General features: G+C 63.2%; 27 protein-coding genes and 1 tRNA gene. 9 read left to right on the top strand and 19 right to left on the bottom strand.

The window, feature by feature from the left end; all coding sequences use genetic code 11:
- Positions 1 to 24: 24 nt before the first annotated feature.
- From dtd to AB6730_RS10820, 3 genes are all read left to right on the top strand, one after another.
- Positions 25 to 465 carry a D-aminoacyl-tRNA deacylase gene (gene dtd, locus AB6730_RS10830; RefSeq protein ID WP_371023617.1) on the top strand — a complete coding sequence of 147 codons (441 nt, stop codon included), beginning with the start codon at positions 25 to 27 and terminating at the stop codon, positions 463 to 465.
- Positions 466 to 645: 180 nt separating this feature from the next.
- Positions 646 to 2508: an RNA polymerase sigma factor RpoD gene (rpoD, locus tag AB6730_RS10825; RefSeq protein WP_371023616.1), complete on the top strand. Its 1863-nt coding sequence runs from the start codon at positions 646 to 648 to the stop codon at positions 2506 to 2508.
- A gap of 217 nt (positions 2509 to 2725) precedes the next feature.
- Positions 2726 to 2801: transfer RNA gene (locus AB6730_RS10820), tRNA-Ile, on the top strand.
- 3 nt (positions 2802 to 2804) lie between these two features.
- On the opposite strand, the gene AB6730_RS10815 is transcribed toward AB6730_RS10820, so the two are convergent.
- The 5 genes from AB6730_RS10815 to AB6730_RS10795 all read right to left on the bottom strand — a co-directional run bounded on the left by AB6730_RS10815 (position 2805) and on the right by AB6730_RS10795 (position 6633).
- Positions 2805 to 2933: a hypothetical protein gene (locus AB6730_RS10815; protein ID WP_371023615.1), complete on the bottom strand. Its 129-nt coding sequence runs from the start codon at positions 2931 to 2933 to the stop codon at positions 2805 to 2807.
- 20 nt (positions 2934 to 2953) lie between these two features.
- Complete coding sequence (locus AB6730_RS10810; protein ID WP_371023614.1) at positions 2954 to 3763, bottom strand: hypothetical protein; 810 nt, start codon at positions 3761 to 3763, stop codon at positions 2954 to 2956.
- Between the two features lie 285 nt (positions 3764 to 4048).
- Positions 4049 to 4555, bottom strand: coding sequence for a nuclear transport factor 2 family protein (locus tag AB6730_RS10805; RefSeq protein WP_371023613.1), 507 nt, complete (start codon positions 4553 to 4555; stop codon positions 4049 to 4051).
- A 108-nt stretch (positions 4556 to 4663) separates the two neighbouring features.
- A complete protein-coding gene (locus AB6730_RS10800; RefSeq protein ID WP_371023612.1) occupies positions 4664 to 5497 on the bottom strand; it encodes a LytR/AlgR family response regulator transcription factor in 834 nt (277 codons plus the stop codon).
- Positions 5494 to 6633 carry a sensor histidine kinase gene (locus AB6730_RS10795; protein ID WP_371023611.1) on the bottom strand — a complete coding sequence of 380 codons (1140 nt, stop codon included), beginning with the start codon at positions 6631 to 6633 and terminating at the stop codon, positions 5494 to 5496. Before AB6730_RS10795 ends, AB6730_RS10800 begins: the two co-directional genes overlap by 4 nt.
- Before the next feature lie 216 nt (positions 6634 to 6849).
- On the opposite strand from AB6730_RS10795, the gene AB6730_RS10790 reads away from it, so the two are divergent.
- Complete coding sequence (locus AB6730_RS10790; protein ID WP_371023610.1) at positions 6850 to 7947, top strand: PQQ-dependent sugar dehydrogenase; 1098 nt, start codon at positions 6850 to 6852, stop codon at positions 7945 to 7947.
- A gap of 11 nt (positions 7948 to 7958) precedes the next feature.
- Here the strand turns inward: AB6730_RS10790 and AB6730_RS10785 are convergent, their stop codons facing one another.
- Positions 7959 to 8624 (bottom strand): TetR/AcrR family transcriptional regulator, encoded by a 666-nt coding sequence (locus AB6730_RS10785; protein ID WP_371023609.1) that lies wholly within the window; start codon positions 8622 to 8624, stop codon positions 7959 to 7961.
- A gap of 132 nt (positions 8625 to 8756) precedes the next feature.
- Here AB6730_RS10785 and AB6730_RS10780 point away from each other — a divergent pair, with 132 nt between their 5' ends.
- The gene (locus AB6730_RS10780; protein ID WP_371023608.1) at positions 8757 to 9542 is read left to right on the top strand and encodes an SDR family NAD(P)-dependent oxidoreductase; all 786 of its coding nucleotides are present in this window, start codon (positions 8757 to 8759) and stop codon (positions 9540 to 9542) included.
- A 1-nt stretch (position 9543) separates the two neighbouring features.
- Here the strand turns inward: AB6730_RS10780 and AB6730_RS10775 are convergent, their stop codons facing one another.
- The gene (locus tag AB6730_RS10775; RefSeq protein ID WP_371023607.1) at positions 9544 to 10062 is read right to left on the bottom strand and encodes a hypothetical protein; all 519 of its coding nucleotides are present in this window, start codon (positions 10060 to 10062) and stop codon (positions 9544 to 9546) included.
- Positions 10063 to 10177: 115 nt separating this feature from the next.
- Here AB6730_RS10775 and AB6730_RS10770 point away from each other — a divergent pair, with 115 nt between their 5' ends.
- The gene (locus AB6730_RS10770) at positions 10178 to 10312 is read left to right on the top strand and encodes a hypothetical protein (protein ID WP_371023606.1); all 135 of its coding nucleotides are present in this window, start codon (positions 10178 to 10180) and stop codon (positions 10310 to 10312) included.
- A 551-nt stretch (positions 10313 to 10863) separates the two neighbouring features.
- Here AB6730_RS10770 and AB6730_RS10765 read toward each other — a convergent pair.
- The 8 genes from AB6730_RS10765 to AB6730_RS10730 form a co-directional block, all read right to left on the bottom strand.
- Positions 10864 to 11976, bottom strand: a complete 1113-nt coding sequence (locus tag AB6730_RS10765) for a serine hydrolase domain-containing protein (RefSeq protein WP_371023605.1) — start codon at positions 11974 to 11976, stop codon at positions 10864 to 10866.
- Positions 11977 to 12050: 74 nt separating this feature from the next.
- On the bottom strand, positions 12051 to 13616 hold the full coding sequence (locus tag AB6730_RS10760; RefSeq protein WP_371023604.1) for a glycoside hydrolase family 30 beta sandwich domain-containing protein: 1566 nt from the start codon (positions 13614 to 13616) through the stop codon (positions 12051 to 12053).
- A gap of 86 nt (positions 13617 to 13702) precedes the next feature.
- Positions 13703 to 14356, bottom strand: a complete 654-nt coding sequence (locus AB6730_RS10755; RefSeq protein ID WP_371023603.1) for a glutathione S-transferase family protein — start codon at positions 14354 to 14356, stop codon at positions 13703 to 13705.
- A 17-nt stretch (positions 14357 to 14373) separates the two neighbouring features.
- The gene (locus AB6730_RS10750) at positions 14374 to 14817 is read right to left on the bottom strand and encodes an SRPBCC family protein (RefSeq protein WP_371023602.1); all 444 of its coding nucleotides are present in this window, start codon (positions 14815 to 14817) and stop codon (positions 14374 to 14376) included.
- Between the two features lie 90 nt (positions 14818 to 14907).
- The gene (locus tag AB6730_RS10745; RefSeq protein WP_371023601.1) at positions 14908 to 15285 is read right to left on the bottom strand and encodes a DUF2894 domain-containing protein; all 378 of its coding nucleotides are present in this window, start codon (positions 15283 to 15285) and stop codon (positions 14908 to 14910) included.
- A 1-nt stretch (position 15286) separates the two neighbouring features.
- Positions 15287 to 15937, bottom strand: a complete 651-nt coding sequence (locus AB6730_RS10740; protein WP_371023600.1) for an OmpA family protein — start codon at positions 15935 to 15937, stop codon at positions 15287 to 15289.
- Positions 15934 to 17856, bottom strand: coding sequence for a DUF802 domain-containing protein (locus AB6730_RS10735; protein ID WP_371023599.1), 1923 nt, complete (start codon positions 17854 to 17856; stop codon positions 15934 to 15936). The genes AB6730_RS10740 and AB6730_RS10735 overlap by 4 nt, the downstream gene beginning before the upstream one ends.
- Before the next feature lie 10 nt (positions 17857 to 17866).
- A complete protein-coding gene (locus AB6730_RS10730) occupies positions 17867 to 18565 on the bottom strand; it encodes a DUF3348 domain-containing protein (protein WP_371023598.1) in 699 nt (232 codons plus the stop codon).
- Positions 18566 to 18669: 104 nt separating this feature from the next.
- Between AB6730_RS10730 and AB6730_RS10725 the strand changes: the two genes are divergently transcribed.
- Positions 18670 to 19314: a DUF2238 domain-containing protein gene (locus AB6730_RS10725; RefSeq protein ID WP_371023597.1), complete on the top strand. Its 645-nt coding sequence runs from the start codon at positions 18670 to 18672 to the stop codon at positions 19312 to 19314.
- Here AB6730_RS10725 and AB6730_RS10720 read toward each other — a convergent pair.
- Positions 19303 to 20259, bottom strand: a complete 957-nt coding sequence (locus tag AB6730_RS10720; RefSeq protein ID WP_371023596.1) for a GlxA family transcriptional regulator — start codon at positions 20257 to 20259, stop codon at positions 19303 to 19305. The genes AB6730_RS10725 and AB6730_RS10720 overlap by 12 nt on opposite strands.
- A gap of 166 nt (positions 20260 to 20425) precedes the next feature.
- On the opposite strand from AB6730_RS10720, the gene AB6730_RS10715 reads away from it, so the two are divergent.
- Entirely contained in the window at positions 20426 to 21187 is a 762-nt protein-coding gene (locus AB6730_RS10715) for a sensor histidine kinase (protein WP_371023595.1), read from the top strand.
- Between the two features lie 7 nt (positions 21188 to 21194).
- Here AB6730_RS10715 and AB6730_RS10710 read toward each other — a convergent pair whose 3' ends face one another.
- The 3 genes from AB6730_RS10710 to mgrA form a co-directional block, all read right to left on the bottom strand.
- Entirely contained in the window at positions 21195 to 21914 is a 720-nt protein-coding gene (locus tag AB6730_RS10710; protein ID WP_371023594.1) for a hypothetical protein, read from the bottom strand.
- A complete protein-coding gene (locus AB6730_RS10705; protein ID WP_371023593.1) occupies positions 21911 to 22705 on the bottom strand; it encodes an SDR family oxidoreductase in 795 nt (264 codons plus the stop codon). Before AB6730_RS10705 ends, AB6730_RS10710 begins: the two co-directional genes overlap by 4 nt.
- Before the next feature lie 562 nt (positions 22706 to 23267).
- Complete coding sequence (gene mgrA, locus AB6730_RS10700; RefSeq protein ID WP_371023592.1) at positions 23268 to 24299, bottom strand: L-glyceraldehyde 3-phosphate reductase; 1032 nt, start codon at positions 24297 to 24299, stop codon at positions 23268 to 23270.
- 106 nt (positions 24300 to 24405) lie between these two features.
- Here mgrA and AB6730_RS10695 point away from each other — a divergent pair, with 106 nt between their 5' ends.
- Positions 24406 to 24948, top strand: coding sequence for a cysteine hydrolase family protein (locus AB6730_RS10695; RefSeq protein ID WP_371023591.1), 543 nt, complete (start codon positions 24406 to 24408; stop codon positions 24946 to 24948).
- Positions 24949 to 24959: the final 11 nt, after the last annotated feature.

The raw sequence follows: 24959 nt of genomic DNA, 5'->3' as shown, positions 1-24959 counted from the left end.
GCCCATCCGCCGCTAAGCTTGTCCATGATTGCAGTGATCCAGCGGGTCGAGTCCGCACGCGTCGAGGTCGACGGGGAAACGGTGGGCGCCATCGGTGCCGGCCTGCTCGCACTCGTGGCCGTGGAACCCGGCGACGGCGAAGCCCAGTGCGTGCGGATGCTGGAGCGCCTGCGCGGCTACCGGGTGTTCTCCGACGCGCAGGGCAAGATGAACCTGTGCCTCGCCGAGACCGGGGGCGGCCTGCTTCTGGTCAGCCAGTTCACCCTCGCCGCCGACACTCGCAAGGGCATGCGCCCCAGCTTCACCACGGCGGCACCCCCTGAAGAAGGGCGCCGCTGGTTCGATCGTCTGGTCGCCCTGGCGGGCATTGCCCACCCAGGGGTGGAAACCGGCCGCTTCGGTGCCCATATGAAGGTTCACCTGATCAACGATGGCCCGGTCACCTTCCGTCTGGAGGTGCGCTGAGGTGTCCTGTCCGAGGGGCCGAGCCCCCATCCTTCCTCACCGCCACGTGAACGCCCCGGCCCGAACAGGCCCTCTGGCGCGATTTTTGCGTGGTGCTGGTGAGGCCGATCCACTTGAAAACTGGTCAAAAAATCATCAGATGACTATACTGATCGGTTCCTGTAACCCGCGGCGGTCGGCATGACTAATAAAGCTCACGAGCAACAGTCTGAAATCAAACAGCTCATCTCCAAGGGATTGGAGCAGGGCTACCTGACCTACGCGGAAATCAACGACCACCTGCCCGACGACATCGTCGATCCGGAGCAGATCGAAGACATCATGGCGGTGCTCAAGGGCGTCGGCATCGAAGTCCACGATTCCGCGCCGGACACCGACACGATCTCCGACGGCGCCGCCCCCGGTGCCAGCACCGACGACGAGTCCGCGGCTGAAGAAGCCGTGGCGCTGCTGTCCGCCGTGGACGCCGAGGTGGGCCGCACCACCGACCCCGTCCGCATGTACATGCGCGAAATGGGCACGGTCGAGCTGCTGACCCGCGAAGGCGAGATCGCCATCGCCAAGCGCATCGAGGAAGGCCTCGGCCAGGTCCAGACCGCGCTGGCCAGCTTCCCGCTCACCATCCAGCTGCTGCTCGAGGAATACGACCAGCACGTGGAAGGCAAGCGCCGCCTGAGCGAGATCCTCGCTGGCTTCGCCGACCTCGAAGAAGCCGCCGACGCCGCCCAGGCCGAAGCCGACGCCGCCGTGGTGGTCGACGGCGATGCCGAGACCGATGACGAGGAAGTCGAGGGTGCCCCCGCCGAGGAAGAGGAAGCCGGCCCGACCGGTCCCGACCCGGAAGAGGTCAAGCGCCGCATGGAAGAACTGCGTTCGCTGCACGCCAAGTTCCAGAAGGCCGCACCGAAGGCCGAGATCAACGACAAGAAGGTCGCGAAGATCCGCGAGCAGATGTCGGAGGCCTTCCTCAACCTGAAGCTCCCGTCGGCGCTGATCGACAGCTTCGTGCGCAAGCTGCGCGAAGTGGTGAACGACATCCGTCACCACGAACGCGTGCTCATGGACATCTTCGTCAAGCAGGTGAAGATGCCGCGCGCCGAGTTCCTGAAGAGCTTCCCGTCGAACGAAGGCAATCTCGAGTGGGCCGCCGAACTGTCGCGCAAGCGCCAGAAGTGGTCGCCGAACATCAAGAACTACCGCGAAGCCATCGACGCGGAGCAGGAGAAGCTCGCCCAGATCGAGCGCACCCTGTACCTGCCGCTGACCGACATCAAGGAAATCAACCGCGCGATGTCCGTCGGTGAGGCCAAGGCCCGCCGCGCCAAGAAGGAAATGGTCGAGGCCAACCTGCGCCTGGTGATCTCGATCGCGAAGAAGTACACCAACCGCGGCCTGCAGTTCCTCGATCTCATCCAGGAAGGCAACATCGGCCTGATGAAGGCGGTGGACAAGTTCGAATACCGCCGCGGCTACAAGTTCTCGACCTATGCGACGTGGTGGATCCGCCAGGCCATCACCCGCTCGATCGCCGATCAGGCGCGCACCATCCGTATCCCGGTGCACATGATCGAAACGATCAACAAGTTGAACCGCATCTCCCGCCAGATGCTCCAGCAGTTCGGCCGCGAGCCGACGCCGGAAGAGCTGGCGAAGGAAATGGAGATGCCGGAAGACAAGATCCGCAAGGTCCTGAAGATCGCGAAGGAACCGATCTCCATGGAAACCCCGATCGGCGACGACGAAGATTCGCATCTTGGCGACTTCATCGAAGACACCAACGCCAGCTCGCCCGTCGAGTCGGCGACCGAGACGGGGCTCATGGAAACCGTGCGCGACGTGCTCGCCGGCCTCACCCCGCGTGAAGCGAAGGTGCTGCGCATGCGCTTCGGCATCGACATGAACACGGATCACACGCTGGAAGAAGTCGGCAAGCAGTTCGACGTCACCCGCGAGCGCATCCGCCAGATCGAAGCCAAGGCCCTGCGCAAGCTGCGCCACCCGAGCCGGTCGGAAACGCTGCGCTCGTTCCTCGATATCGACTGATCGGGTGACGTGACGAGGTAAGACGAAAATGCCCGCGCAAGCGGGCATTTTCTTTTGGGCCGCAATCTAATCGTCGGCCTTCAGACTTTTGTTCAATTGCTTTATATGTTCTATGAAAATGAACATACGAAATTATTGAACATGGGTTCGATCGCGCCGACGGCACGGCCACCTCTCCACCTGCCTTGCGCCTTCCGCTACACTCCTTGCGCTGCAAGGGCCTATAGCTCAATGGTTAGAGCAGAGGACTCATAATCCTTTGGTTCCAGGTTCGAGTCCTGGTGGGCCCACCAACGTCATGCAGCACGTTTGACGAACACTGCCCACACCACCGCGACGACGATCAAGGTGGCGCCCAGCATCCACCAGGCCCGGCGCTGTCCGGCTTGGCCCCAGTAGTCGGCAATGGCGCTGAGCAAGTACACGACAAATTCCGCCACGATGGTCAAATGCCGGCAGAGGCGATTTCGATGGCGCTACGCCAATTGAAGGCAGCGGCACTCACGCAGGTCTGGTAGCGGCGGTCTTTGGAAACGCCGGTGACGTACGCGACGATGGACAGAGCACTTTTGGCCACGTACGACCATCCCGGAACCCAACCGACTGGCTTTGGGACCAGGCTGAAAGCAGCCGAGCACTCCATGATTTCGTGGGTGACGGTGCCCAGGATGTCGCCGACTTCGGCATTCATGTCCCATCCGGAGGCAAGGCCCTCGCCCCATACGGAGGCTGCAACCTTCCGTAGCTCCACTTGATCTTCTGCTGTCGGTGTGTTGGCAGTGGCCGACGGCGCCGTGCTGGACGACGTGCGGGCGGGCGAGGTCGACGGGGTGACGGGTGGCGTCACGTGCAAGGCAGGACCGAATCGCCGTGCCCAGATGCGCAGTGCGGGATGAACGGAACCATCACCGACGTAAATGATTTCGCCCCGTTCTTCGTCAAAGTAAGCGGCGAACGTCCGGCCGTCGGCATAGTGGACGAACGCTGCAGCGTGGGCGAGCGGAGCGCCGGTTCGCCAGCCGTCAAGGAACAACCCACCGTCTTTCAGGGCCACAGGATGGGCCGTGACAGTGAAGTTCCGGGCAAAGGCCGGGTAGGCATCCCCAAGCGCCAGACGGAGATCCGCATCAGCGCCACTGATGACAAGCGCTTCCGATGGCGGGTCGATGGGAGGTTGGGGGGCGGCGAGAGCCGGAGCGCTGGTGAGGGTAGCGGCAAGAAGGGTAGAAGCAAGCCATTTATCGAACATGCGCATCACACAAGTCCTTGTCTGAGATGAACGTCGATGCCGGCCGGGACTGGCAGGCTTACGGAGCAGAAATGAGGTCAGCCGGCTCCGTCAATACCTGCCGCGCCTATGGGCGCCATATCTGCGGTCGCAGGTTAAACCTGCGCTGCCGGACAGGCACGCTGGGCAGACAGCTTTGAGAATTTTCGCAAAGACGGCCTATCTCGGTACGGACGTGCCCACCGAGGGCGAAAAGGTTATCCGGGGCATGGCCCTCCGCGTTCTGCGACAAAGCCCACCGGAGTGCGGCGGCTACCTGATGGTGGCATTGCTCGGCCGAACCGATTCTTTTCGGTCGAAGTACGAAATCTTGTTCGCGATCTTCCATTCATCGCCTACCTTCAGCAGCAAGAAGTAGTCGGTAATCACGACAGCACCATAATTCAGGGTGACTCGGGCAGTGCCCGCATTGCCCGAAGCATCCATGAAATCGACGGTCCGCACGCGCGACGCTTCATTGTCAGCCACCTTGCCCTTGAAGAACGCGCAGAACTCATCCAGGGACAACGAGGTGAACTTGCCGTCGCGCACGCTCTCGATCCGTGCGCTTGGCAGGAAAGCCAGACGCATGTGAGATGCCTCACCGGTGGCTTGTCCGCTGAAGTAGTGCTGGATGGCCTGCCTCATGCCTTCCTGTGCGGCAGAGTCCTGCTGCGCCGCTTGGCGGGTTGCGGGCACATCGACCGGCAAGGCCTGCACGCGTGCGGTGAGGGTAACGAGGACGACAGCGAGGAGGCTGCGAATCCGTTGCTGGTTCATGGCGCGTCTCCGTGGGAAGTCGACGCAGGATGTCCGGCGATAGCCCCTCGGACAATCGCTTTCACCGCGGATTTCGCACGCTTCGGCGCAACGCTTTTCGGCGCTTCGTCATTTGAACAATACGAGCCGATCGCGATAACTGCGTGACAGCTTGAGTTCCTGCCCACAGTCCAGGGTCAGGAAGTACTCGCCGTTTAGATGCGGTCGTAGCGATACGACGCGCGCGGCATTGACCAGCGTCGAACGGTGGATGCGCGGAAAACGACTCGCGTGCAGGCGCTTCTCTAGCTGCCCAAGGGTGGCGCGTAGCACGTGGGTATCACGATCGGTGTGGATGCAAAGGTAGTCACCCGCTGCATCGATCCAACGAATGCTGGCGCGCGACAGACGCAATGTTCGCGCACCGTCGCGAACGGCCAGCGGCGCTTCAGGATCACGCAGTTCCTGCGCACCCTCGGCCTCAAGTGCCTCGTCAAGGGTCAGTGCCGGGCGGCCACTCAGCGCACCGAGCAGGCCGAGCAGCTTTGCGCGGTGATCGCTGGCCTCACGACGATCAAGCGCTTCGCGCACGCGAAACAGCGCCTGATGCAGCCGCCCGTCGTCCACCGGCTTGAGAAGGTAATCCACCGCGCTCGCTTCGAAGGCATCGAGCGCGTAGTGGTCATAGGCGGTAACGAACACCACCAGTGGCATCTGCTGCGCCGGAATCGCGCGCAGGGTCGCGAAGCCGTCGAGGCCAGGCATCTGCACGTCCAGGAACAGCAGGTCCGGCGCCTGTTCCGATACCGCGCGCACCGCCGCCGCGCCATCGCCGACCTGGCCGACGATATGGATGTCGCGTTCACCGGCCAGGCGCAATTCCAGTCCCCGCCGGGCCAGGGGCTCGTCGTCGACGAGCAGCGTCCGGATCTTCCTTTCCTGTGTGGCCTTGGACGAGGTCATGGCATCCCCTCGATCTCGAATGGCAATGTCATCGTCACCGCAAAACCGCCCTCGCTGCGGTTACGCAACTCGAAGTTCTGCCGTACCCCATACAGCACGCTCAGCCGGTCACGGGTATTGGCAAGGCCGACCCGGGTACCGCGTGGCGTGCTGTCGGTCGGCATGCCCCCTTGCTCCAGTTCCGGCCATCCCGGGCCGTCGTCGATCACGGAGAGTTTCAGATAGTCGCCTTCGCGAACCGCGCGCAAGCCGATCATGCCGCCCTCCACCCGCTTGACCACCGAATACTTGATGGCGTTCTCCACCAGCGGTTGCAGCAACAGGCTTGGCAGCAGCGCCTGCCAGCAAGTCGGTTCGACCTCGACGTCCACCCGCAGGCGTTCGGCGAAACGGGTCTTTTCGATGTCCAGGTACAGGCCGATCGCATCCAGTTCCTGCTTCAACGTCACCCGCTGCATCGGATCGGCGTCGAGCGAATGACGGAGGAAGGCGCTCAACCCCTGCACCATCCGGTTGGCGGTGGCGTTGTCGCGATCGAGCACCAACGTCGAGATCGCATTGAGGGTGTTGAACAGGAAGTGCGGGTTCAACTGATAGCGCAGCATCTTCAGCTGCGCCTGGTGCGCCATCGCGGTCGCGGCCAACGCGGTTTCCGTCTGCATGCGGAGTTTGCGCCAGGTGGTCATGACCAGGTAAAGGCTGGCCCAACCGACCACCACGTAGAGCTGGCTGATCACGTAAGTGAAATAGCCGAAACCGGTGAAGGGCAGGCATTGGCGGCACCATTCCAGGTCGGTTACCAGCTTGTAGGTGAGCCCCATCGCGGCGGCGATCAGCACCGCCGGCACGATCATCAGCAATGCCACTCGCGCCGGCGGCCGGTCGCCGCACGCACGCAACAGGTAACGCAGCCCGAGCGTGCCGAGGAAGCCAGTGACAGCCACGGCGAGCAATACCGTCCAGTACTCGGCCGGTTTCCCGTTGGCGAGTGCGGAGAAATAGTTGACCAGGAACACGCCACCCCAGCCGCCCGCGTGCAGCCACCAGAACAGCGCGTTCGCCGATCTTGCCGGCGGCAGCGCGCCCAGCACAGGGGGCGATGGAGGATCGTTCGGAACGACGGGATCAGGAGTCATGGCGTAGGTGGTTCGACCTGTCGACAGCATAGACGGGACACCTTCGCCGGGTGGCCGCCGCGATTCGGTTCGGCGCGCACGCGGAACGCTTCGGCGCAAACGCCCTACCGGGTGCCTCCGCAACCGTTAGCCTCGTGGACGACATGTGCAGTCCCCTCCTTCCACCCGACGCGCGCCCAATACGGGCCGCGAAGCACCATACCAAAGGAGTCGTCGATGCTGCTCGAACTCATACTGGCCGCAACCATGACGACGGCCCAGGTGGAGACGGTTCCCGTCGCCACGGGCCTCCATCGCCCGTGGTCGATGGCGTTTCTTCCCCAAGGGGATTTCCTGGTCAGCGAGAAGGAAGGCGGACTGGTCCGGGTTACTCCTGGCGGCGAAAAACACCCGATCGCGGGCATGCCGGACGACCTGGAGAATGCCGCGCAAGGGCGCGGTGACAATGTCGGCTTGTTCGACGTGGTACTGCACCCGGACTTCGCCCGCAACCACCGTATCTATTTCACGTATACATCGCGCGGTGCGGAGGGCACGACGACCCGCCTGTCCACCGCGCGCCTGCAAGATGATCGCCTTGTCGACGTGCGTCCGCTCTTCGATGCCACGCCACGCTCGTCGGAGCGCTTCCATTACGGCGGCGGACTGCTGATCGATCGCCAGCGTCACCTTTACATGACCATCGGCGAGCGTCATTTCCGCGAAAGCAGCAACCCTCCGCTACCTGTGTCGCAGGACCCCACGGATCGACGCGGTAAAATTTATCGCTTCACCCTGGATGGCAAACCGGCGCGCGGCAATCCCGATTTCGGCAAGGGCGCGATACCGGGGATCTACGCACTGGGCATCCGTTCCGCGCAAGGACTCGCACAGGCGGACGATGGGCGCATCTGGATGTCCGAGCACGGGGCCACGCGGGGCGATGAGATCAATCTGCTGCAGCCCCATGCGAACTATGGGTGGCCCGTGCATACGGCGGGTCGCCTTCGCGATGCCGGCTATGTGCCGCAGACGCTGCCGGGAGCTGTCTATACCGCGCCGGCCTGGACCTGGACGGATCGCACGATCGCGCCTGCCGGACTAGCCGCTTACAGCGGCAAGCAGTTTCCGGAGTGGCGCGGCGACCTGCTTCTGGCTGGCCTGAGCACGGGCAGCTTGCTCCGGCTGGACTTGCAGGGAGATCGCGTGGTCGGCGAGGAGGTGCTGCTCACCGGCGTGCGCCTGCGCAACGTGAAACAGGCGCCGGACGGTACCGTCTACCTGCTCACGGATGAATCCGACGGGCGCTTGCTGAGGCTGGAGCGGCGACCGTGACACGACACCTTTCAGACTTGCGTCATTCCCCGCATCAATGCCAGGAGCGCATGTTCGAGATCGTGCTCGAAATCGTACCGCAGGCTCTGCAAGCCCGGTTGCTCGATCACTTGCGCGGCGATCCCCGTGGGATGGCTTAGCGGCCACAGACCGATGATGAGTGGCAGCGCGTGCTTCACCACCTGATCGAACGCCTGTGCGGATATGCCGGGCACCCGGGAATGGAAGTCCTGCGCCGTTCGTTGACGAATCGCCAGCAGATTGCCTTTGATCTCGACCATGCGTTCGAATGACACCTTGCGCTCGAGAATGGACGGCAAGATGCTGGTCAGGCGGCAAAGCAACGGACGCGCGACGATCGTCGAGGCGAAAACACGGGCGATGTGTTCGACACCCCATGCGTTCTTGCCGCCCCGATCCAGTGCCGCGCCCAGGTCCGCGTGCCACCCCGCGAATTCCTCGACGAGCAGATCCATCAGCACGGCTTCGCTGCTTTCGAAATAGCGGTAGACATTCGACTTCGTCATCTCCGCCTGGCGGGCGAGCTCATTGATTCCGAGATCCAGGACGTCCGGGTCCTGCAACAGCATGGCCCGGGCGGTAGCCAGCAGATGCCGGCGGCGCTCTTCCTTCTGCTCGGGGGAGCGGGCGCGTACATAGGAATGGGGCGAGGTCATGCGGGGGATCACCTTCCAGTTGCAAAAGACCGATGGTCTGTTATATTAGAGACCATCGGTCTTCAATTCTGCCTGAACTGCGGGATGGCGGCCACCTTCTGTTTCACCGTGACCTCAACAAAGGCAAGCATCATGGCTACCAACGCCGGTACGTGGGTCCTCATAACGGGGGCATCCAGTGGTTTTGGCGAAGAATTCGCCAAGCAGTACGCTGTCCAGGGCCATTCGCTGGTCCTGGCCGCACGTCGTCTCGATCGGCTGCAAGCCTTGGCTGCGACGCTTCGCCAGACATACGGAGTGGAGGTCATCACGGAACAGGTCGATCTGTCGGACTTGGCAGCCGTCAACGGGCTGCACTCGAATCTTCGCGAGCGCGGAATCGCGATCGAAATCCTGATCAACAACGCGGGGCATGGCTTGCAGGGCTCCTTCCTCGACTCGTCGCGGCAAAGCATCCTGGACATGGTGCAGTTGGACATCGCGAGCCTGACACTCATGACACGGCTCTTCGGTGACGACATGCGCAAGCAAGGCCATGGAAAGATCCTGCTCGTCGCCAGCTTGCTGGCTTACTTCGGCGTGAAAGACATGGCCGTCTATGGTGCAGCCAAGGCTTATGTGCTTCGTCTGGGCGAGGCGCTGCACCGCGAGTTCAAGCGTGACGGCGTGACCGTCACGACGCTATGCCCCGGCATATCCGACACCGGCTTTGCCCAGGCCGCGAAGCAGAAAATCACGCTAGGACTCAAGCTGCTGATGATGAAGCCCGAACCCGTGGTACGGGTCGGAATCCGCGCGCTCGATGCGGGCCGCATCAGTGTCGTCCCGGGCTTCAACAACAAGGCCGCCGTGGCGATGGTGTGGGCGACGCCACGATGGCTGCACCAGGCGCTGTTCGCCCGCATCATGAACGGCTGAGTCAGCGGATACGCGTGAAGTAGTTGGCACGCATGACGGGCGTGCGGTTGGTTCCTGGATAAACCACCGTCTCGACGAGGTTACGTCCGTCCGGCAACACGGTATAGATTCGCGTCGAGACGAGAACGCCTTCTTTCTGCAACGCCATGACCAGGACGTTGGGTGCGGGTCGCTCCACTGCGACATGGTCGGCTTCCGGACTGTTCTCGATGACCGCGTAAGTCCCGTCCAGCGTAGCCGTGGAAACGGAATGAACCTCCACGCCAGGCGTGTAGACGATGTCGACGTGAGTGACCCATTTGTCGCCGCCCGCATCGGCGAACGTAAACGTGACGCTCTTCGGGCGCTGATCGGTCGGCATGGGTAGGCGCGACGTATCGAGCGACCAGGTGCCGAATAACGGGGAAGCTGCCGAATGCGTCGGGAACTCACCTGCCGACGCCCGGGATACGGCGGCCAGGGTGATCACAGACACCATGACTGCGAGCACTAATACGTGGGCCTTCGGCAGAAATCTCATATCCGGTCCTTGAACCCACATAGGTAGTCATTTGTTGAGCAGCTGATAATCGGCGTGTGATCGTTTGCGTTGTACCGCAGGCACATCGTATAACTTTGCGGCAGGATGTACTCGGATGGCCATTGATCTCACGATCTCCATCCCGCTGAAAATTGACTTTCTACAGGGGACATTGATGAGTGCTTGGAAGAAGTCGCCCCTGCGCGACGTCACAATGGCGTGCGCCATTGCTCATCTTTGGGAAAATTGATGATGCTGCGTCTAATCAGATCGTCAAAACCTTGTCCTACAAGGCACTTAAGATTACGAAGACCGGCGTCCTGAAGGTCACCCCTATGGGTGCTGCGTTCGAGGCCGTGACTCATATAGATGATCTGGGTGGTTGCGACGATGACGGCAACTGTAGGGATGAGGCGCCCGTGAGTTCATTGCGGCACCCTTCAACCGAGCCCAAGTAAGGCAAGCTTTGATATGACCTTCGATAAGGTAGTCTTTTATTCTCTGCTGGTACCCATGTACCTCGTGGGGAGAATTTTCTCCCAGGTATTCTTTGGTTCTGGAACAGCAGCTTATTATGTGTCCTTTGTAGCATGGCTTCTTGCCAATACTTTCATCCTTTATAAGTTTTGCCGAAAGGATGGCTCGATCCTCCTGATCAGAGTCATAACGTATTTCTTTTTTCAGTGTGCCCTGCTTGCGGTCGGGCTACTTTATTTTGGTTGATCCACGACATCGAGTTGCCAAACATTCTGCCCCAGCATGAGCGTCAACTTCATCGACCAACAAATCGGCGAGAGCCGTCTAACGATAGCTCGCATCCATGAGCGCCGTGCCCAGCCCTCCGATCTTCATGTGATCGAAACTGGTGTTATTCATCAGGATAACGGTGTGGCCATCGTCGAGCGTGCGCCATACGAGCACCCGGTAGGCGCCGTTGGATCCGTATTCCCATGCGACGGGATGATCCTTGCCGCCAAAGGGCAACGTCTTGGTACGTCCACCCAAGGCGTAGTGCTGGGCAGGGCGTTCGACGGTCATCAAGATACGCGTGGACTCGGGCGACAACACCCTGCCTGAGAAAAGACCGTCCACCAAGGCGAAGAAGTCGTGAGCGCTGGCGTAGAAGCCACCAGCGAGCATCATGAAGTTCGGCGATGGCTTGTCGAGCGGTTCCGCCTGGGGAATCAGTTTCCGGTAACCGTGAGCCATGCCCGGTACCACCAGCGAGCTTCCCGTGAAGGTTCCACTATGGCGCATGGCAAGCGGCCGGACGATGTACCCATCGACTAGCGAAGCATAATCTCGTCCCGTGACCCGCTCGATGACCGACTTGACCAGTAGCCAGTTGGAATGCGAGTAGTCCCATTCCGTCCCAGGCTCGAAACGCAAATCACCGCTTGCGAAGCGGCGCACGGCCTCTGCCTGGTCGATCGACACGGACCGCGTGGCCGGGTCGCGCTTGATGGCGTCGTCGATGTCGTTGGGAAGCCCGCTGGCATGGGTCATCAAGTTGCGCAGGGTCAGCTTCGCGCCGTTGTCGGGCCGATAGTCCGGGAGATAAGTGGAGATCGGCTCGTCCAACGCGAGCTGCCCCTGTTGGACCAATCGCATGACCACGATCGCGGCGATCCACTTCGAGATCGAGCCGGACTCGAACGGTGTGTCGGCAGTCAAGGCGCGACCCGTGGCGGCATCCGCCACACCGAAGCTGGCGGAGTAGTCGATGTGCGAACCGTGGCCTACCAGCACCACGCCATTGAAGCCTTCCTCGGCAACGAAACGCTGGGCGATGGCGGCGCAGCCACCGCAGTCCGCCCATGCCGGAAAGGTCATCGGCAAGGCGATCAGCCACAGCGCGACCCGCCATGGACAGCATCGGCGGGCTCGCTTTCGCGATCCTGGAAAAACGTTCATCGACACCTCCCCGGTCCGGCGACCACGGCTTGGATGCCATATGCATCACGAAGGTTTAAGCGCGCCGACCTCGCCTACGGCAAAGGGCGCACGTTGCCCAGCCACCGCAGGGCCCGTCGCACCAGCGCCCCCGGCAGATCCGGATTCCATACGAAGGTAGCCACGCTTTCCGGCGGCATCGTGTACTCGAAGCGGAACCGGCCATCCGTCACCGAAACAGGACGCGCCGCGGTATTGATGTTCACCATCACGAGAACCATCGATCCATCGAAGTCGTTCTGGAAGGCCACGTTGGCGATGCCCTTGTCGGCATCGGTATCGTTGGACTTCACTCGCGTGGCGCCCGGCAGGACGAACTGGCTGAAGTGCGCCAGGGCGTAGTACTCGTCGTTGCGAGTCACCGCCCCGGTCTGCGAGTCGATCGTGACCACGCCCTTGCAAGCCAGGCATCCGCCGAAATGGGGGCCGTGGTTCTCGTCCAGCGCCAGGTTCCAATAGATGACGCCACGCGCCCATTGGCGGGTTCCCGTGACCAGCAGGTTGCGGGTGAACCAGAGCAGTTCGCCGTTCATGTTCAACGGCCAGTCGCCACCCGAACACTCGGTGATATACGCATCCTTGTCGGGATACTGGCGATGCACGCGACCTTGCTCATGCTGGCTGCCTTCATAGCAATGCCAGGCCACGCCATCGACATAGCGTGCGGCATCCGCGTTGGCCAGCACGGCCAACGGTTGCTCGGGATGGCTCCAGTTGTGATCCCAGTCCAGGATGGCCGTTCTCGGCTTCCGCCGTTCCAGCCTCGGCCCTAGGTACTTGGCGATGATCCGTGCACGCGTCTCCGCGCCCATGACCATGCCGGGATAGCTGATGGGTGAATAAGCGGGCTCGTTCTGCAAGGTCAGGGCGAATATGGGTATACCGTGGCTGCGGTAGGCATCGAGATATTTGACGAGATAGTCCGCGTACGTGCTCTCGTACTGTTCCAGCAGTTCCCCACCGATCAGGTTCTCATTGGTCTTCATCCAAGCCGGAGCGCTCCATGGCGAAGCGACGATCAGCATTTCCGGGTGGATGGAGAGCACTTCTCGCACCACCGGTATCACGTCCTGGAGGTTTGGCGCGACGTTGAAGTGCTCCAACTGCGGGTCGGTCTGGCCGAAGGGAATATCGTCCAGCGTATACAGCCTCAGCGAGAAGTCCGAGGCGCCGACGATCAGGCGCATCATGTTGAGGTTGAGGTTCGGCGGCGGACCATACAACTCGCGCAACAACGCGCGGCGTTGCAGGGCGTTCAACGTGTTCTGGAGAAGCCAAGCCGACGAGTCGGTCATGGCCGCGCCAAAGCCCGTCATGGTCTGGTACCGAGTGCCGACGTCGATGACGATGTCGGCGGGCGAGGCGTCGTGGGGTCTCGTGTCGATATCGGGTTGCGGCGCCAGCTTGAGGCGGTGGTCGGCGGTGCTCAGCCAGACCTCGACCGCCGGCATGATGGGCCTCACAGGCGAAGCGGCCTGAGCCGCCACGGTCGGCCGCACGAAACGCGGCGCATACAAGGCTGCCACGCTGAGCAGCGAGATCAAGGCGATGAAGACGGCGGCCGTCCGATGGGAATCCGGCTGTCCGTTCACTAGGACCACGAAGCTTCCTGGCTTTCACATCGAGACATGGAGCCATATTACTTGGCTTCCATGTTTCGATGGCTCCCGGCGGGATGAAGCTTGGCTCAGGGCACGCTGGCCGGCGCGGCATTGATCGCCAACTGGGCAGCGAACGCCCGCTGGTACGCCGGCCGCGCTTCGCCGCGGGCGACATAGGCGGCAAGGCTCGGAAATTCCGCCAGGATGCCCGATGGCCTCAGCCTGAGCAGCACCGATACCATCATCAGGTCGCCGGCGCTGAACTCACCGTCGAGCCACTCGGCGTCGCCCAGGCGGGCGACAAGCCGGTCCAGCCGCCCGCGGATGCGATCCGCGATCAGGGGCATGCGCTCCTGGGTCCAGGGCTTGTCGCCCTCCACGAACCTGGCGGTCACCAGTTCCAGGATCGGTGGCTCCACGGTGTTGATCGCGGCGAACATCCAGGTGATCGCACGGGCCCGGGCATTGGCGTCCTCCGGCAACAAGCCCGCGTGGCGGTCGGCGAGGTGGAAGATGATCGCGCCGCTCTCGAACAGCACCAGCTCCCCTTCCTCATAGGTGGGAATCTGGCCGAAGGGATGGAGGCCCAGGTGCGCGGGCTCCTTCATCGCCCCGAAGGACACGAGGCGAACCTCGTACGGTTGGCCCACTTCCTCCAGCGCCCAGCGAACACGCGTGTCGCGCGCCAGGCCCAGGCCGCCATCGGGCGAGCGTTCGAACGCGGTAATGACAATGCTCATCGTGCGTGTCCTTTGGGTCAGTCCGGTATCGCCACTTCGACCAGCCGCTCGAGCAAGGTCAGCGACTCCTGCCAGCCGAGATAGCACTGCTCGACCGGAATCATGTCGGGAATCCCCTCCTGGACGATCTGCACGTCGGTCCCACAGGACACGGCGCGCAGGCTGATCGTCGTGACCATGCTACCGGGCAGGTTGGGATCGTCGAAACGGTCGTCGTGGACGATACGCTCGTTCGGCACCAGTTCCAGATAGGTGCCGCCGAAGCTGTGGCCGTTGCCGGTGGAGAAATTCGTGAACGTCATCCGATACTTACCGCCCACCCGCGCATCCAGTTCGTGCACGGTGCAGGTGAAGCCATCGGGGGGCAGCCACTTGGACGTGGCGGCGGCGTCGAGGAAGGCGCGGTAGATGCGCTCGGGCGGGGTGGTGAATACGCGGTGCAAGCGAACGGTGCCGGTCATGGGAAATTCTCGTGGCGAGGTGAAGTCCTCATTGCCTACGACGAACGGGGATATCCCGGATCGACATCCATTTTCAAATTGATTCCGGGACTATCGCCGGACGCGCTTGCCCTTTGGTCGCTTGCCGATGCTCGCCGCCTGGGGGACATCCTTCTCCCCCGAAGGACCACCGGCCGTCACCCGCTCGATCCACGCCAAGTCGTCGACATAGGAAAGGAACTGCCTCAGGTATCCCGGCGACAACTCGCGCATGAGCTCGATCGACCGGTGCACGAGCGCATTCGAATTGAGCGGGCCCGCGTTCCGGGGCACGTAGTCGAGCGTCTGCCGCAGCTGGCTCTCCGCACGCAGGCCGGACCAGATAGCCCGGAATTCGTCGAGGGCGGGAAGCTCGGGATAGGCGTGGGATGCAGGGTCGCGGGCGAACTCGTCCACCAACCGCCCCAGCGGACCGCGAGCACGCGACACGCTACGGTCCATGGGACGCCACGGTGGCTGTCGACGGTTTCGGAATCGGTGCGATCTCCACGCGCCGGTTTTTCGCGCGGCCTTCGTCGGTGGCGTTCGGGCTCACGGGTTGTTCGGAGCCGAACGCCGCGGCGAACACGGACGGCGCGGGAACGCCCTCGGCGATCAGCGCACGCGTCACCGTAAGCGCACGTTGCGCGGACAGTTCCCAGTTGTCGGCGAAGTGGCGATTGCTGTCGCGCACCGGCTGGTCGTCGGTGAAACCACTGACCATGAGGACCTCGTTTCGCGAGGCGAGGTATTGGGTGAGCGGCGCCGCAAGGCTCTTCAGGAGCTCGCGCCCTTCGGGCTGGAGCTGGTCGGAGTTCAGCGCGAACAACACGCTGCCGCGAATGCCGATGCGCCCGTCGACGAGGGTCACGCGACCCGCCGCGAGCGGCACCGCCAGGGCCTGTTCGAGCGTCATGCGGCGCTGCGCCTCGGCCTGCCGTTGCTTGACCTCTTCATCCAGGCGGTTCGAGAGTTGCAGCTGCATGCCGATGACGCCGACGAGGATCAACACGAAGGCACCCAGCAGCACCGACATCAGGTCGCCGAACGCAGCCCAGATCGGTGCGGCCGACTCGGATTCGAACTCGACGTCGTCGCTCATGCCGTTTCGTCCATGGCCGGCATGCGCTGCGCGGCGAGGCGCTGCATGTCATCCAGGATCTGCTTTTGCGACAGCACGCTGAGATCGACCACTTCCCTTGCCTGCGCCACGTAATACGCCAGTTGCTCATCGCTGCGAACGAGGGAATTGTCGAGCGCGGTGGCGACCTGCTCCAGGCGTTCCATCAAGGCTTCGTTCGACTGGCCGAACAACTGGACACCCGCGCCGAACGCTTCACCCAGGCTCGCCACCTCGACGGCACTGCCGGTGACCTGTGCGGCGACGGAGGCCAGCTTGCCGGTCTCGGCCTCGATCTGGTCGGTGAATCGCGTACCGACACGTTCCAGCAGGTCGGCCGACGTAGCCACCAGCGCGTCGACGGCGGCACGTTGTTCGGTCGACGCGTGGTTCACGGCATCGAGCAGGGTTTCCAGTGTCGCCAGCAAACGGCTGCGCTCGTCGAGCATCGCCGTGTCGCGCACCATGCTGTCGGAAAGTTTCTGCCGCAACTCGGCAACGACTTCGGCGGCGACTTTCGGCGCCTCGGACGCGGCTTCGACCAGACGGGATATCTCAGCGATGGTCGCGCTGGCGTCCGCCTTGGTCTGTGCCGTGATGTCGCTGGCGGTGCGGGCGAGCGTGTCGGCCCACAATGTGAGTCGTTCTTCGTCGCGCGATGCCAGGACGTCCTGCAGGCCCGTATGGGACTGGCGGACGGTTTCGACGAGGGACGTGGCATGCTGTTCGAACACCGCGGCCGCCCCATGCGAAGCGGCCTCGAAACGCGTCGAAACCGTTTCCACGAGGTTCGTCGAACGCTCGTCGAAGGTCTGGGTGAACGCTTCCAGCGAGCCGCGCAGATCGTTCGCCACGGCCTCGTTCGTACGGCGTTGCTCCGCCAGGGCATCGTTCCAGAGGTTGGCGATCATCGCGGTGGATCCCTGGAAGCCTTCCGTAAGACCGTCGAGATGCCGTTGCACGGCCTTCGTCACGGTGTCGTGCAGCGATGCCGCTTCACGCGCGAGCCCGGCCATGGTGGCGTCGATGACCGGCTGGAGCGTCGCGCTCGCCGCACGCGCGCTTTCGGAGACACTGTCCTTGAGCGATGCCTCGACCGATGACGCGAGGCGCGTGTACATCGCGTCGGTCGAGGCGTGGAATGCCTCCTGGTTCGCGAGTTGGCGGTCGCTGGCGGCGAGACTGTTCTTTTCGATAGCCGCCATCATCGCCTGCAGGCGGTCGACCAGGGCAGGCATCGACTCGGCCTGCTGCTGCAGGAGCCTGAAGGCCTCTTCACGCTGGTGCGCCTGGGAGTGGACGCGCAGGGTCGTGGCGATCTTCACATCCAGCAGCTGCACCGTCTCGAGCCGCTCACGCCGGCACAAGGCCGAGAGCAGCCCGAGCATCGCGGAACTGGCCACGCCCGCGATCGACGTGCCGAAGGCGAAGCCCAGGCCCTTCACCGGCGCGGCGAGCGAACCACGGATCGCCTGCAGGTCCGTCGCGCTTTCCAGCGCGATGCCGGTTCCCCTCAGCGTCGCCATCATGCCCAGCAGCGTGCCGAGCATGCCCAGCAAGACAAGCAAGCCCACCAGGTAAGGCGTCAATGCCGGCGCGGGCATGGCCGCACGCGCGCCTTCGATGCGCAGGCGCACCGCGTTCCGCAGGCTCGCGTGCAAGGGCTCCAGCCAGGCCGCCAGGCTCGGCGGCGGCGCGGACAGGTCGGCCACCGCCAGCCCCAGCGACCGCGTGGCCTGGCGATAACGGTGCAATTCGAGCGCACCGACGAGGTAACAGGCACCGATCAGCCCGGCGACCGCCGCGCCCAGCGGGTTCGAGCCGACATAGCCGATGCCGATCCAGCCGATGGCCGCGAGGCCGATGAGGAACACGGCGAAGTAAAGAAGATTTCTGAACATGACTACCCAGTTAGCTGGCGCGCAGCGCTGCAAGCAGGCCGTCGACCGGTTGAAAACGAACATCCAGTTCGGCGAGCAAGACGCTCCGCATGTCCTTTCGGAATACGTCCATCCATGCGTCCGCCCCCTGCTCCCGCTGGCGGAGGCGATCGAAGTGCCCCCCGAGCACGGCGGGCACGGCACCGAGCAATTTTTGCTCGCGCGGGCTCAACGCGAGTTCCATCACCGCATCGACCTCCGCCAGCCGGGCCAGCGCGGGCGATGTCGCCGCGAGCATGTCCCGCAGGCGGCCACGCAGCTGGCCTGTCGTGGCCTGCATCGACCTTTGCAGGGCGAGGTAGCGCTGGCGGAACGGCGCGTAATCGGCCGTCTCGTCCACTCCGACGCCCCGCCCGGCCCCGCGATCGCCGGAGGGAGCCAGTTCGCGCGCTCCCGCGATGGCATTCACCAGGGACGCCCTGGCCCGGGCGTATTCCTCCTCCTGCGCACTGCCAAAAGTCGGCACATCCTCGGCCGGCGCCGACGGCGTGCCGTCGAGGGCCGTGGAGAGCGCGATGGCGTGGGTCCATTCGAGCCATTGGCTCAATCGGTCCGACAGCGATTGGCTGGATGGCGGGGTCTCGACGTCCGTGAGCCGGGCAAGCAGGCGGATGAACGTCGGTCCCCGGACCATCGTCCGTTGGGAAGATTGCACGGTTCTGCTGGTCAAAAGAGGCTGATTTTACTCTTTTATTTCACCTCTTGCCTCGGATATCGTAGATCCCACGCGACGACGTCATGGATACCTCGGATGGGGAAGCTGATTTGCACGCCATGAACCGCGGCCGCGTCCCATCCGCCCTGCTGGCGGGCTCGATCCTCGTTATCGCGATTTCGGCTTTCAGGCCGGCCATCTGGACGAACTGGCTGCTCGAGAACGCCGTCGTCGCGGTGGCCTTGCCGCTGCTGGTCGTGGGCTACCGCCGGCTGCATTTCTCCAACACCGCCTGCGTGTCACTTTTCGTGTTCCTGGCCCTGCACGAGATCGGCGCCCACTACACGTATTCGAACGTTCCCTACGACGAGTGGTTCGCCAGCGTCTTCGGCGTCACTTTGAACGGCCTGCTCGGCCTGACCCGCAACCACTTCGACCGGCTCGTCCATTTTTCCTATGGGCTGCTGGTCACGCCCGCCGCCGTCGAACTCTTCGCGCGACGGGCACCGCCGCAGGGCATCTGGCGCTGGATTCTTCCGGTCACCTTCATCATGTCCCACGCCCTGATCTATGAACTGATCGAATGGGCCGCAGCCACCGCGTTCGGCGATGGCATCGGGCAGGAATACCTGGGCACGCAAGGCGATGTGTGGGATGCCCAGCAGGACATGCTGCTGGCGTCGGTAGGCAGCATCGTCACCATGGTGTTTCTCGGCGTGAGCGGCAAGTACGTATCGCACCCGGGCCAACGGTCAGGCGCCTAAGTCGATCCTGCGGCCGGTTCGCGCGTGGCGCCGAAGATCGGCAGGAATGACCCCGATCCAGCGAAGGAAAGCACGGCGCATCCGCTCGCTGTCGCCGAACCCGGTCTCCCGGGCAATGCTTTCAAGTGTCTGGCTCCCCTGTTCGACGAGTATCCGTGCCTGTTCAAGGCGCAACTGCGCTATGGCCTGAGCCGGCGATCGCCCCGTCTCCGCCCGGAACGCGCGGGAGAAATGTCGAGGACTCATGCACGCGACTCCCGCGAGCTCGGCGATCGTCAGTGGGTTCCTCAGGTTGCGCCGGGCATAGGCGAGGGTGGCTTGGATGCGGTCGCTCTGAGCATCCAGCTCCAGCAGCGCCGAATGCTGGGATTGCCCGCCTGCCCGGCGGTGGGGCAGCACCATGCCTTTCGCGATCATGGCGGCCAGTTCGCGACCATGGTCCTCCTCGACGAGCCCCAGGGCGAGGTCCACGCCCGCGGCCATTCCGGCTGAAGACCAGATGCGACCACTGCGAACGAAGATCCGATCGAGGTCCACCTCGCATCGGGGGTAACGCTCCCGCATCTGGTCCCCGTAGTTCCAGTGAGTGGTCGCCTTGCGGCCATCCAGCAGCCCCGCGTCGCCGAGTACGAAACTGCCCAGGCAAATGGACGCGATGCGGCGGGTGCGAGCGCTCGTCTCCGTCAGGAACTCCGAGACACGGCGGTCATGCGGCGGTATGTCCATCCCGACACCCAGAAGCAGCGTATCGAAACCGTCGTCCACCAAAGGCATGCAGGTCACTTCCTGCCCAAAGGAGCCACGCACCGACGCGCCTCCGCTGCCGAGGACCTGCAGGTCATACAGACGCTTTCCGGCCTCCTTGTTGGCCACCTCGAATACGGAAAGGGCAGCGAAGCAAAGGACCTGGAAGTCGGGATAAACAATCAAGCCTACGTGCCGCACGCTCGGCTCCTCCGTAGCAAAAGACTCACGTCAAACCAGCCAGCCAAATGGGGCGGCTTTTATCCGACATCCAGCCGGATGTCCGGATTGGTGGCTATTTCGTCCTTCTGAACCGGCCCTTGAGGGCTAGTCTCGGAGGACAGACGAAAATGTACAAGAACACCCCATGCAGAAGCCTCGTACCGTCCCGCTGGCGGTCCTTGCCCAAACGCAGGCCGACCTCGCGCATGCGGGACGTATCGCCACTCTAGGCGAACTCGTAGCCTCGATCGCGCATGAGGTGAGCCAGCCGCTTTCCGCCATTGCACTGGATTCGCATTCCGCCCTGCGATGGCTCTCGCATCCCGACCCGGATCACGACGAGTTGCGTGCCATCGCGGAGCGTGTAGCCGCCCAGGCGCAGCGTGCAGCAAGTGTTCTTTCACGCATCCGGAAGATGGCCTGCCGTGAACAGACGACCTTCTGCGAGGTTGACCTGAACGAGGTCGTAAACGACGCACTTTCATTCGTGCACGGGGAGCTCGACAGAAACCAGGTCGAGGTCGAGGCGACGACCTTGCCGGGTCTTCCCACCGTGCAGGCGGATCACATCCAGATTCAGCAGGTGATCGTGAACCTGGCGCTGAATGCATCGCAAGCGATGCACCAGATGTCGGCAAGGCTTCGTCGTTTACGTGTCTCGATGGAAGATGACGAGTTGCACGTGCGCGTCTATGTCGATGACACGGGCCCGGGCATCGCGGCCGAGAACCTCGGCCGCCTGTTCGATAGCTTTTTTACGACCAAGGATCACGGGATGGGGCTCGGCCTGGCGATCTGCCGGTCGATCCTTGATGCACATGGTGGCGAAATCCGCCTCGATCACGCACCAATGGGCTGGTCCACACGTTTCCTGGTCTCCCTCCCCCGTGCTTCTCGGATGACTTGAACGAGGATCAGCGCAGGACGATGTCGCTGAGCTCGATGGAAACGACCAGCGGTTCGCCCGATGACGTCCCATCGGCGAGGCGCGGGTAGATGCGTCGCCGGGTCGGGATACGGATGCCCGATACATCGATGTAGCCGTCGACGTAGTGCGCGCCGGGCGTGTTTCCCGCGATCTCCACATCGTAGTCGAGACGTCGCACCAGTTTGTCCGGCCCCACGTAGATCGCCTGCGCCTTGCTGAAGACTTCGAGCGAGTCCGGGTAGCGCACATTCACTTTCTGCCATGTCTCGCCGTTCTCCTCCCAGGTGCCGCCGTCCTCGGCGTGCACGCCCTCCCATGCCAGAAGGAATGGCGTATTGAGATACGTCCACATCGCGCAGCCCGCGAAGAAGGCGAGTTGGATGTCGTTCCAGGGTGACTCCAGGGAGTGCCCTTCGAATGAGGCGCGCGGACGGTCCATCGCTTCCATGACCGTCCCCGAGGCATCCAGCAGCGCGATACGTTGGCTCGTAAAGTCCGAACGGGCCGCTCTCGTGCCGAATGGCGCATGGGATGCCCACTGGCGATCCGTCGATACCGTAACAGCCGTGTCATCGAGAACGCCTGCCTTGCCCTTGAGACCCCATAGCGCACCGCCTTGAAGCAGCTTCGCGTGGACCGTGGTAAATCGACGCCAGCGGTCGAGGCCGCCGTGGGCGTCGAGGATGTCGTCGACGAACGTGCTCATGCGACGACTCCCTCGGTAAGCGAGGGTTGGGATTCCACGGGAATGGGATGCTCGGCGAGGTACTCGTTGAACTCGGCGATGAGCTTGTACTCCCCGGTACCGGGGTTGTCGCGCAGGTCACGGATGGCGTCGACGATGATTTCCTGCTCGTCGGTGCCGAGCTGGCGCATCGTGTCGTTGACATAGTCATCCAGCGGCATGGCACGGGGATCACCGCTCTTGTAGATGAGGTCGGTGTTGACCCAGGGCGGGGCGATCTCGATGACCTCGACCGACGTCTTGCGGAGGGCGAAGCGCTGGGTCTGGGTGAACGAATGCAGTGCGGCCTTGCCGGCCGAATACACGGAGTTGGTGGCCAGGGGCATGAACGACACGACCGACGTGTTGTGGATGACCGTCGACGACGGCTGGGCCTTCAGCACGTCGATGAGCGCTGAAGTCATGCGGATGGGGCCGAAGAAGTTCGTGACGATGATCTTCTGCATCTGCTCGTCGTCCATCACGCCGGACGGATCGTCGAACGGCATCAGGCCGGCGTTGTTGATGAGCACATTGAGGCTCGGGTGTGCGTTCTTGAGCCAGTCGGCGACGGACTTGATGCTTGCCGGGTCGGCGATGTCGAGTTCGATCGCCTGCATGCCGGGATTGGCCATCGTCACTTCCTCGAGGAGCTCCTTGCGCCGCCCGCTGATGATGACCTGGTTGCCGAGCCTGTGGAATGCTTCGGCAAGGCCCCGGCCGATGCCGGATGTCGCGCCGGTGATGAAAATCGTGTTACCCGTCAGTTTCATGCTGTGCTCCGATACAAGGTGAAAGGTGGGCGCGCCGAAGCGGCTGCAACCTATCTACGGTGTATGGACGAGGGCCCAGCAATCACATGACGAATAAACAGCACTTTCGGACAAGGTGGCACTCGAAAGAGCGCCTGGTGGGAGCCGATCTTGTCGGCGATGGGTGCTTGCCGTAGAGCCCCCGCTCCCTGTGGGAGCCGGCTCTGCCCCTGCTCTCTGTGGGAGCCGGCTCTGCCGGCGAAGGGTGCTCGCCATAATCTGGCCCGCTGCCGCGGGATCGCCGACAAGGTCGGCTCCCACCAGAAGCCCTCTCGGACACGAGACGACCAACCCGGGCCATGACGGCCCGGGAAGCTACCGGAGGTTCTTTTTCTTCTCGTCCTTGGCGGCCTTCTTTTCCTTCATCGTCTTGGCCGGCTTCTTCTTGTCGCTCTTCTTCGAATCCATACCCTTGCTCATATCGCCTCCTTGGTTGAGATCGTGGTCGCACGGCGTGCGGTGTAGGGAAGATTACGCCAATCCGTGCGCCATGGAATGCCAGGAACGCGATTCATGGGGGGACTCAGAGCTTCGCCGACTCGCGCCAGAGATCCGTTCCGCCATCGGTCGCATATTCGTCGATCTCTGCCAATTCCCCGGCCGTGAAATCCAGGCCCTTCACGGCGTCGAGGGAATTGTCGAGTTGCTCCACCGTGCGCGCGCCGATCAGCGAGGAAGTGACGCGCGGGTCGCGCAACGACCAGGCGATCGCCATCTGGGCGAGGGTCTGGCCCCGGCGCTCGGCGATGGCGTTGAGGGCGCGGATGCGCTCGAGGTTCGCCTCGCTGAGCTGGTCCTTGCCGAGCGAGCCCTCGCGGGTGGCGCGCGCATCGGCGGGAATGCCCTTCAGGTATTTCGACGTCAGCAGGCCCTGGGCCAGGGGCGAAAAGGCGATGCATCCGGTGCCGAGTTCATCCAGCGTGTCGAGCAGGCCGCCTTCGATCCAGCGGTTGAACATCGAATAGTTGGGCTGGTGGATGAACAGCGGCACGCGCTCCTCGGCCAGGATGGCGGCCGCCTTGCGCGTGAGCTCGGGCGAGTAACTGGAGATGCCGACGTACAGCGCCTTGCCCTGGCGGTGCAGGTGCGCCAGCGCGCCCATCGTCTCTTCCAGGGGCGTGGTGGGATCGACGCGATGCGAATAGAAGATGTCGACATAGTCCAGCCCCATGCGCTTGAGCGACTGGTCGAGGCTGGCGACGAGGTACTTCCGGCTGCCACCGATGCCGCCATAGGGGCCCGGCCACATGTCCCAGCCGGCCTTGGTGGAGATGATCATTTCGTCGCGGTAGGGTGCGAAGTCGCTCGCCATCACCCGGCCGAAATTCTCTTCGGCCGACCCGTACGGCGGGCCGTAATTGTTCGCGAGGTCGAAATGGGTCACGCCTCGGTCGAACGCGCGGCGCAGGATGGCGCGGCCGGTCTCGAAGACGTCGGCGCCACCGAAGTTCTGCCACAGGCCCAGCGAGATGGCGGGGAGGTCGATGCCACTCCGCCCGCAACGGCGATAAGGCATGAGGTTGTCGTAACGATTCGATGCGGCTTGGTAGGGCACGGGTGATGCTCCATCAAATGAAGACCCGAATGTTACGCGTCGTTCCGCTGAAGCGGATATAGGTGCAGACTGTGCGGCATCTTCGAAAGACGGATGAAGCGCACACATGACCACGGCCCTGCTCGTCATCGACATGCAGCAAGCGCTCTGTTCCGGCGAGGAAGAAGCGTTCGACATCAAGGACGTGCTCAAACGCGTCAACGTGCTGATCGCCAACGCGAAGATTGGCGGCGCCCACGTGATCTTCATCCAGCATGAAGAGGACGAAGGCTCACTGGTCCTGGGTGGCGACGGATGGCAGCTGGCCCGGGGGCTCGCGGCGGCCGATGGCGATATCCGCGTGCGCAAGGCCACGCCGGACGCCTTCCACCAGACGGAGCTGAACGAGATACTGGAGCGGCTGGAAGTGAAAGACCTCGTCGTCTGCGGACTGCAGACGGATTTCTGCGTCGACACGACGGTCCGGCGGGCCCTGGCCCTGGGTTTTCCCGTCACCCTCGCGGGGGATGCGCACTCGACCCTCGATAACGGCGTGCTTACCGCGGCCCAGATCATTGCCCACCACAACCGCACGCTCAGCAATATCGCGAGCTTCGGCCCGCGCGCGCGGGTGAAAGCGGCGGCGGAGATCCGCTTCCCAGCGGGGTGACCGTTGGTGGT

The sequence above is a fragment of the Luteibacter sp. RCC_6_2 genome (assembly GCF_041360655.1).
In the GTDB taxonomy this organism is placed as follows: Bacteria; Pseudomonadota; Gammaproteobacteria; order Xanthomonadales; family Rhodanobacteraceae; genus Luteibacter.
The sequence above is the reverse complement of the archived record's forward strand: the minus strand, read 5'-3'. Positions and strand labels throughout refer to the sequence as shown.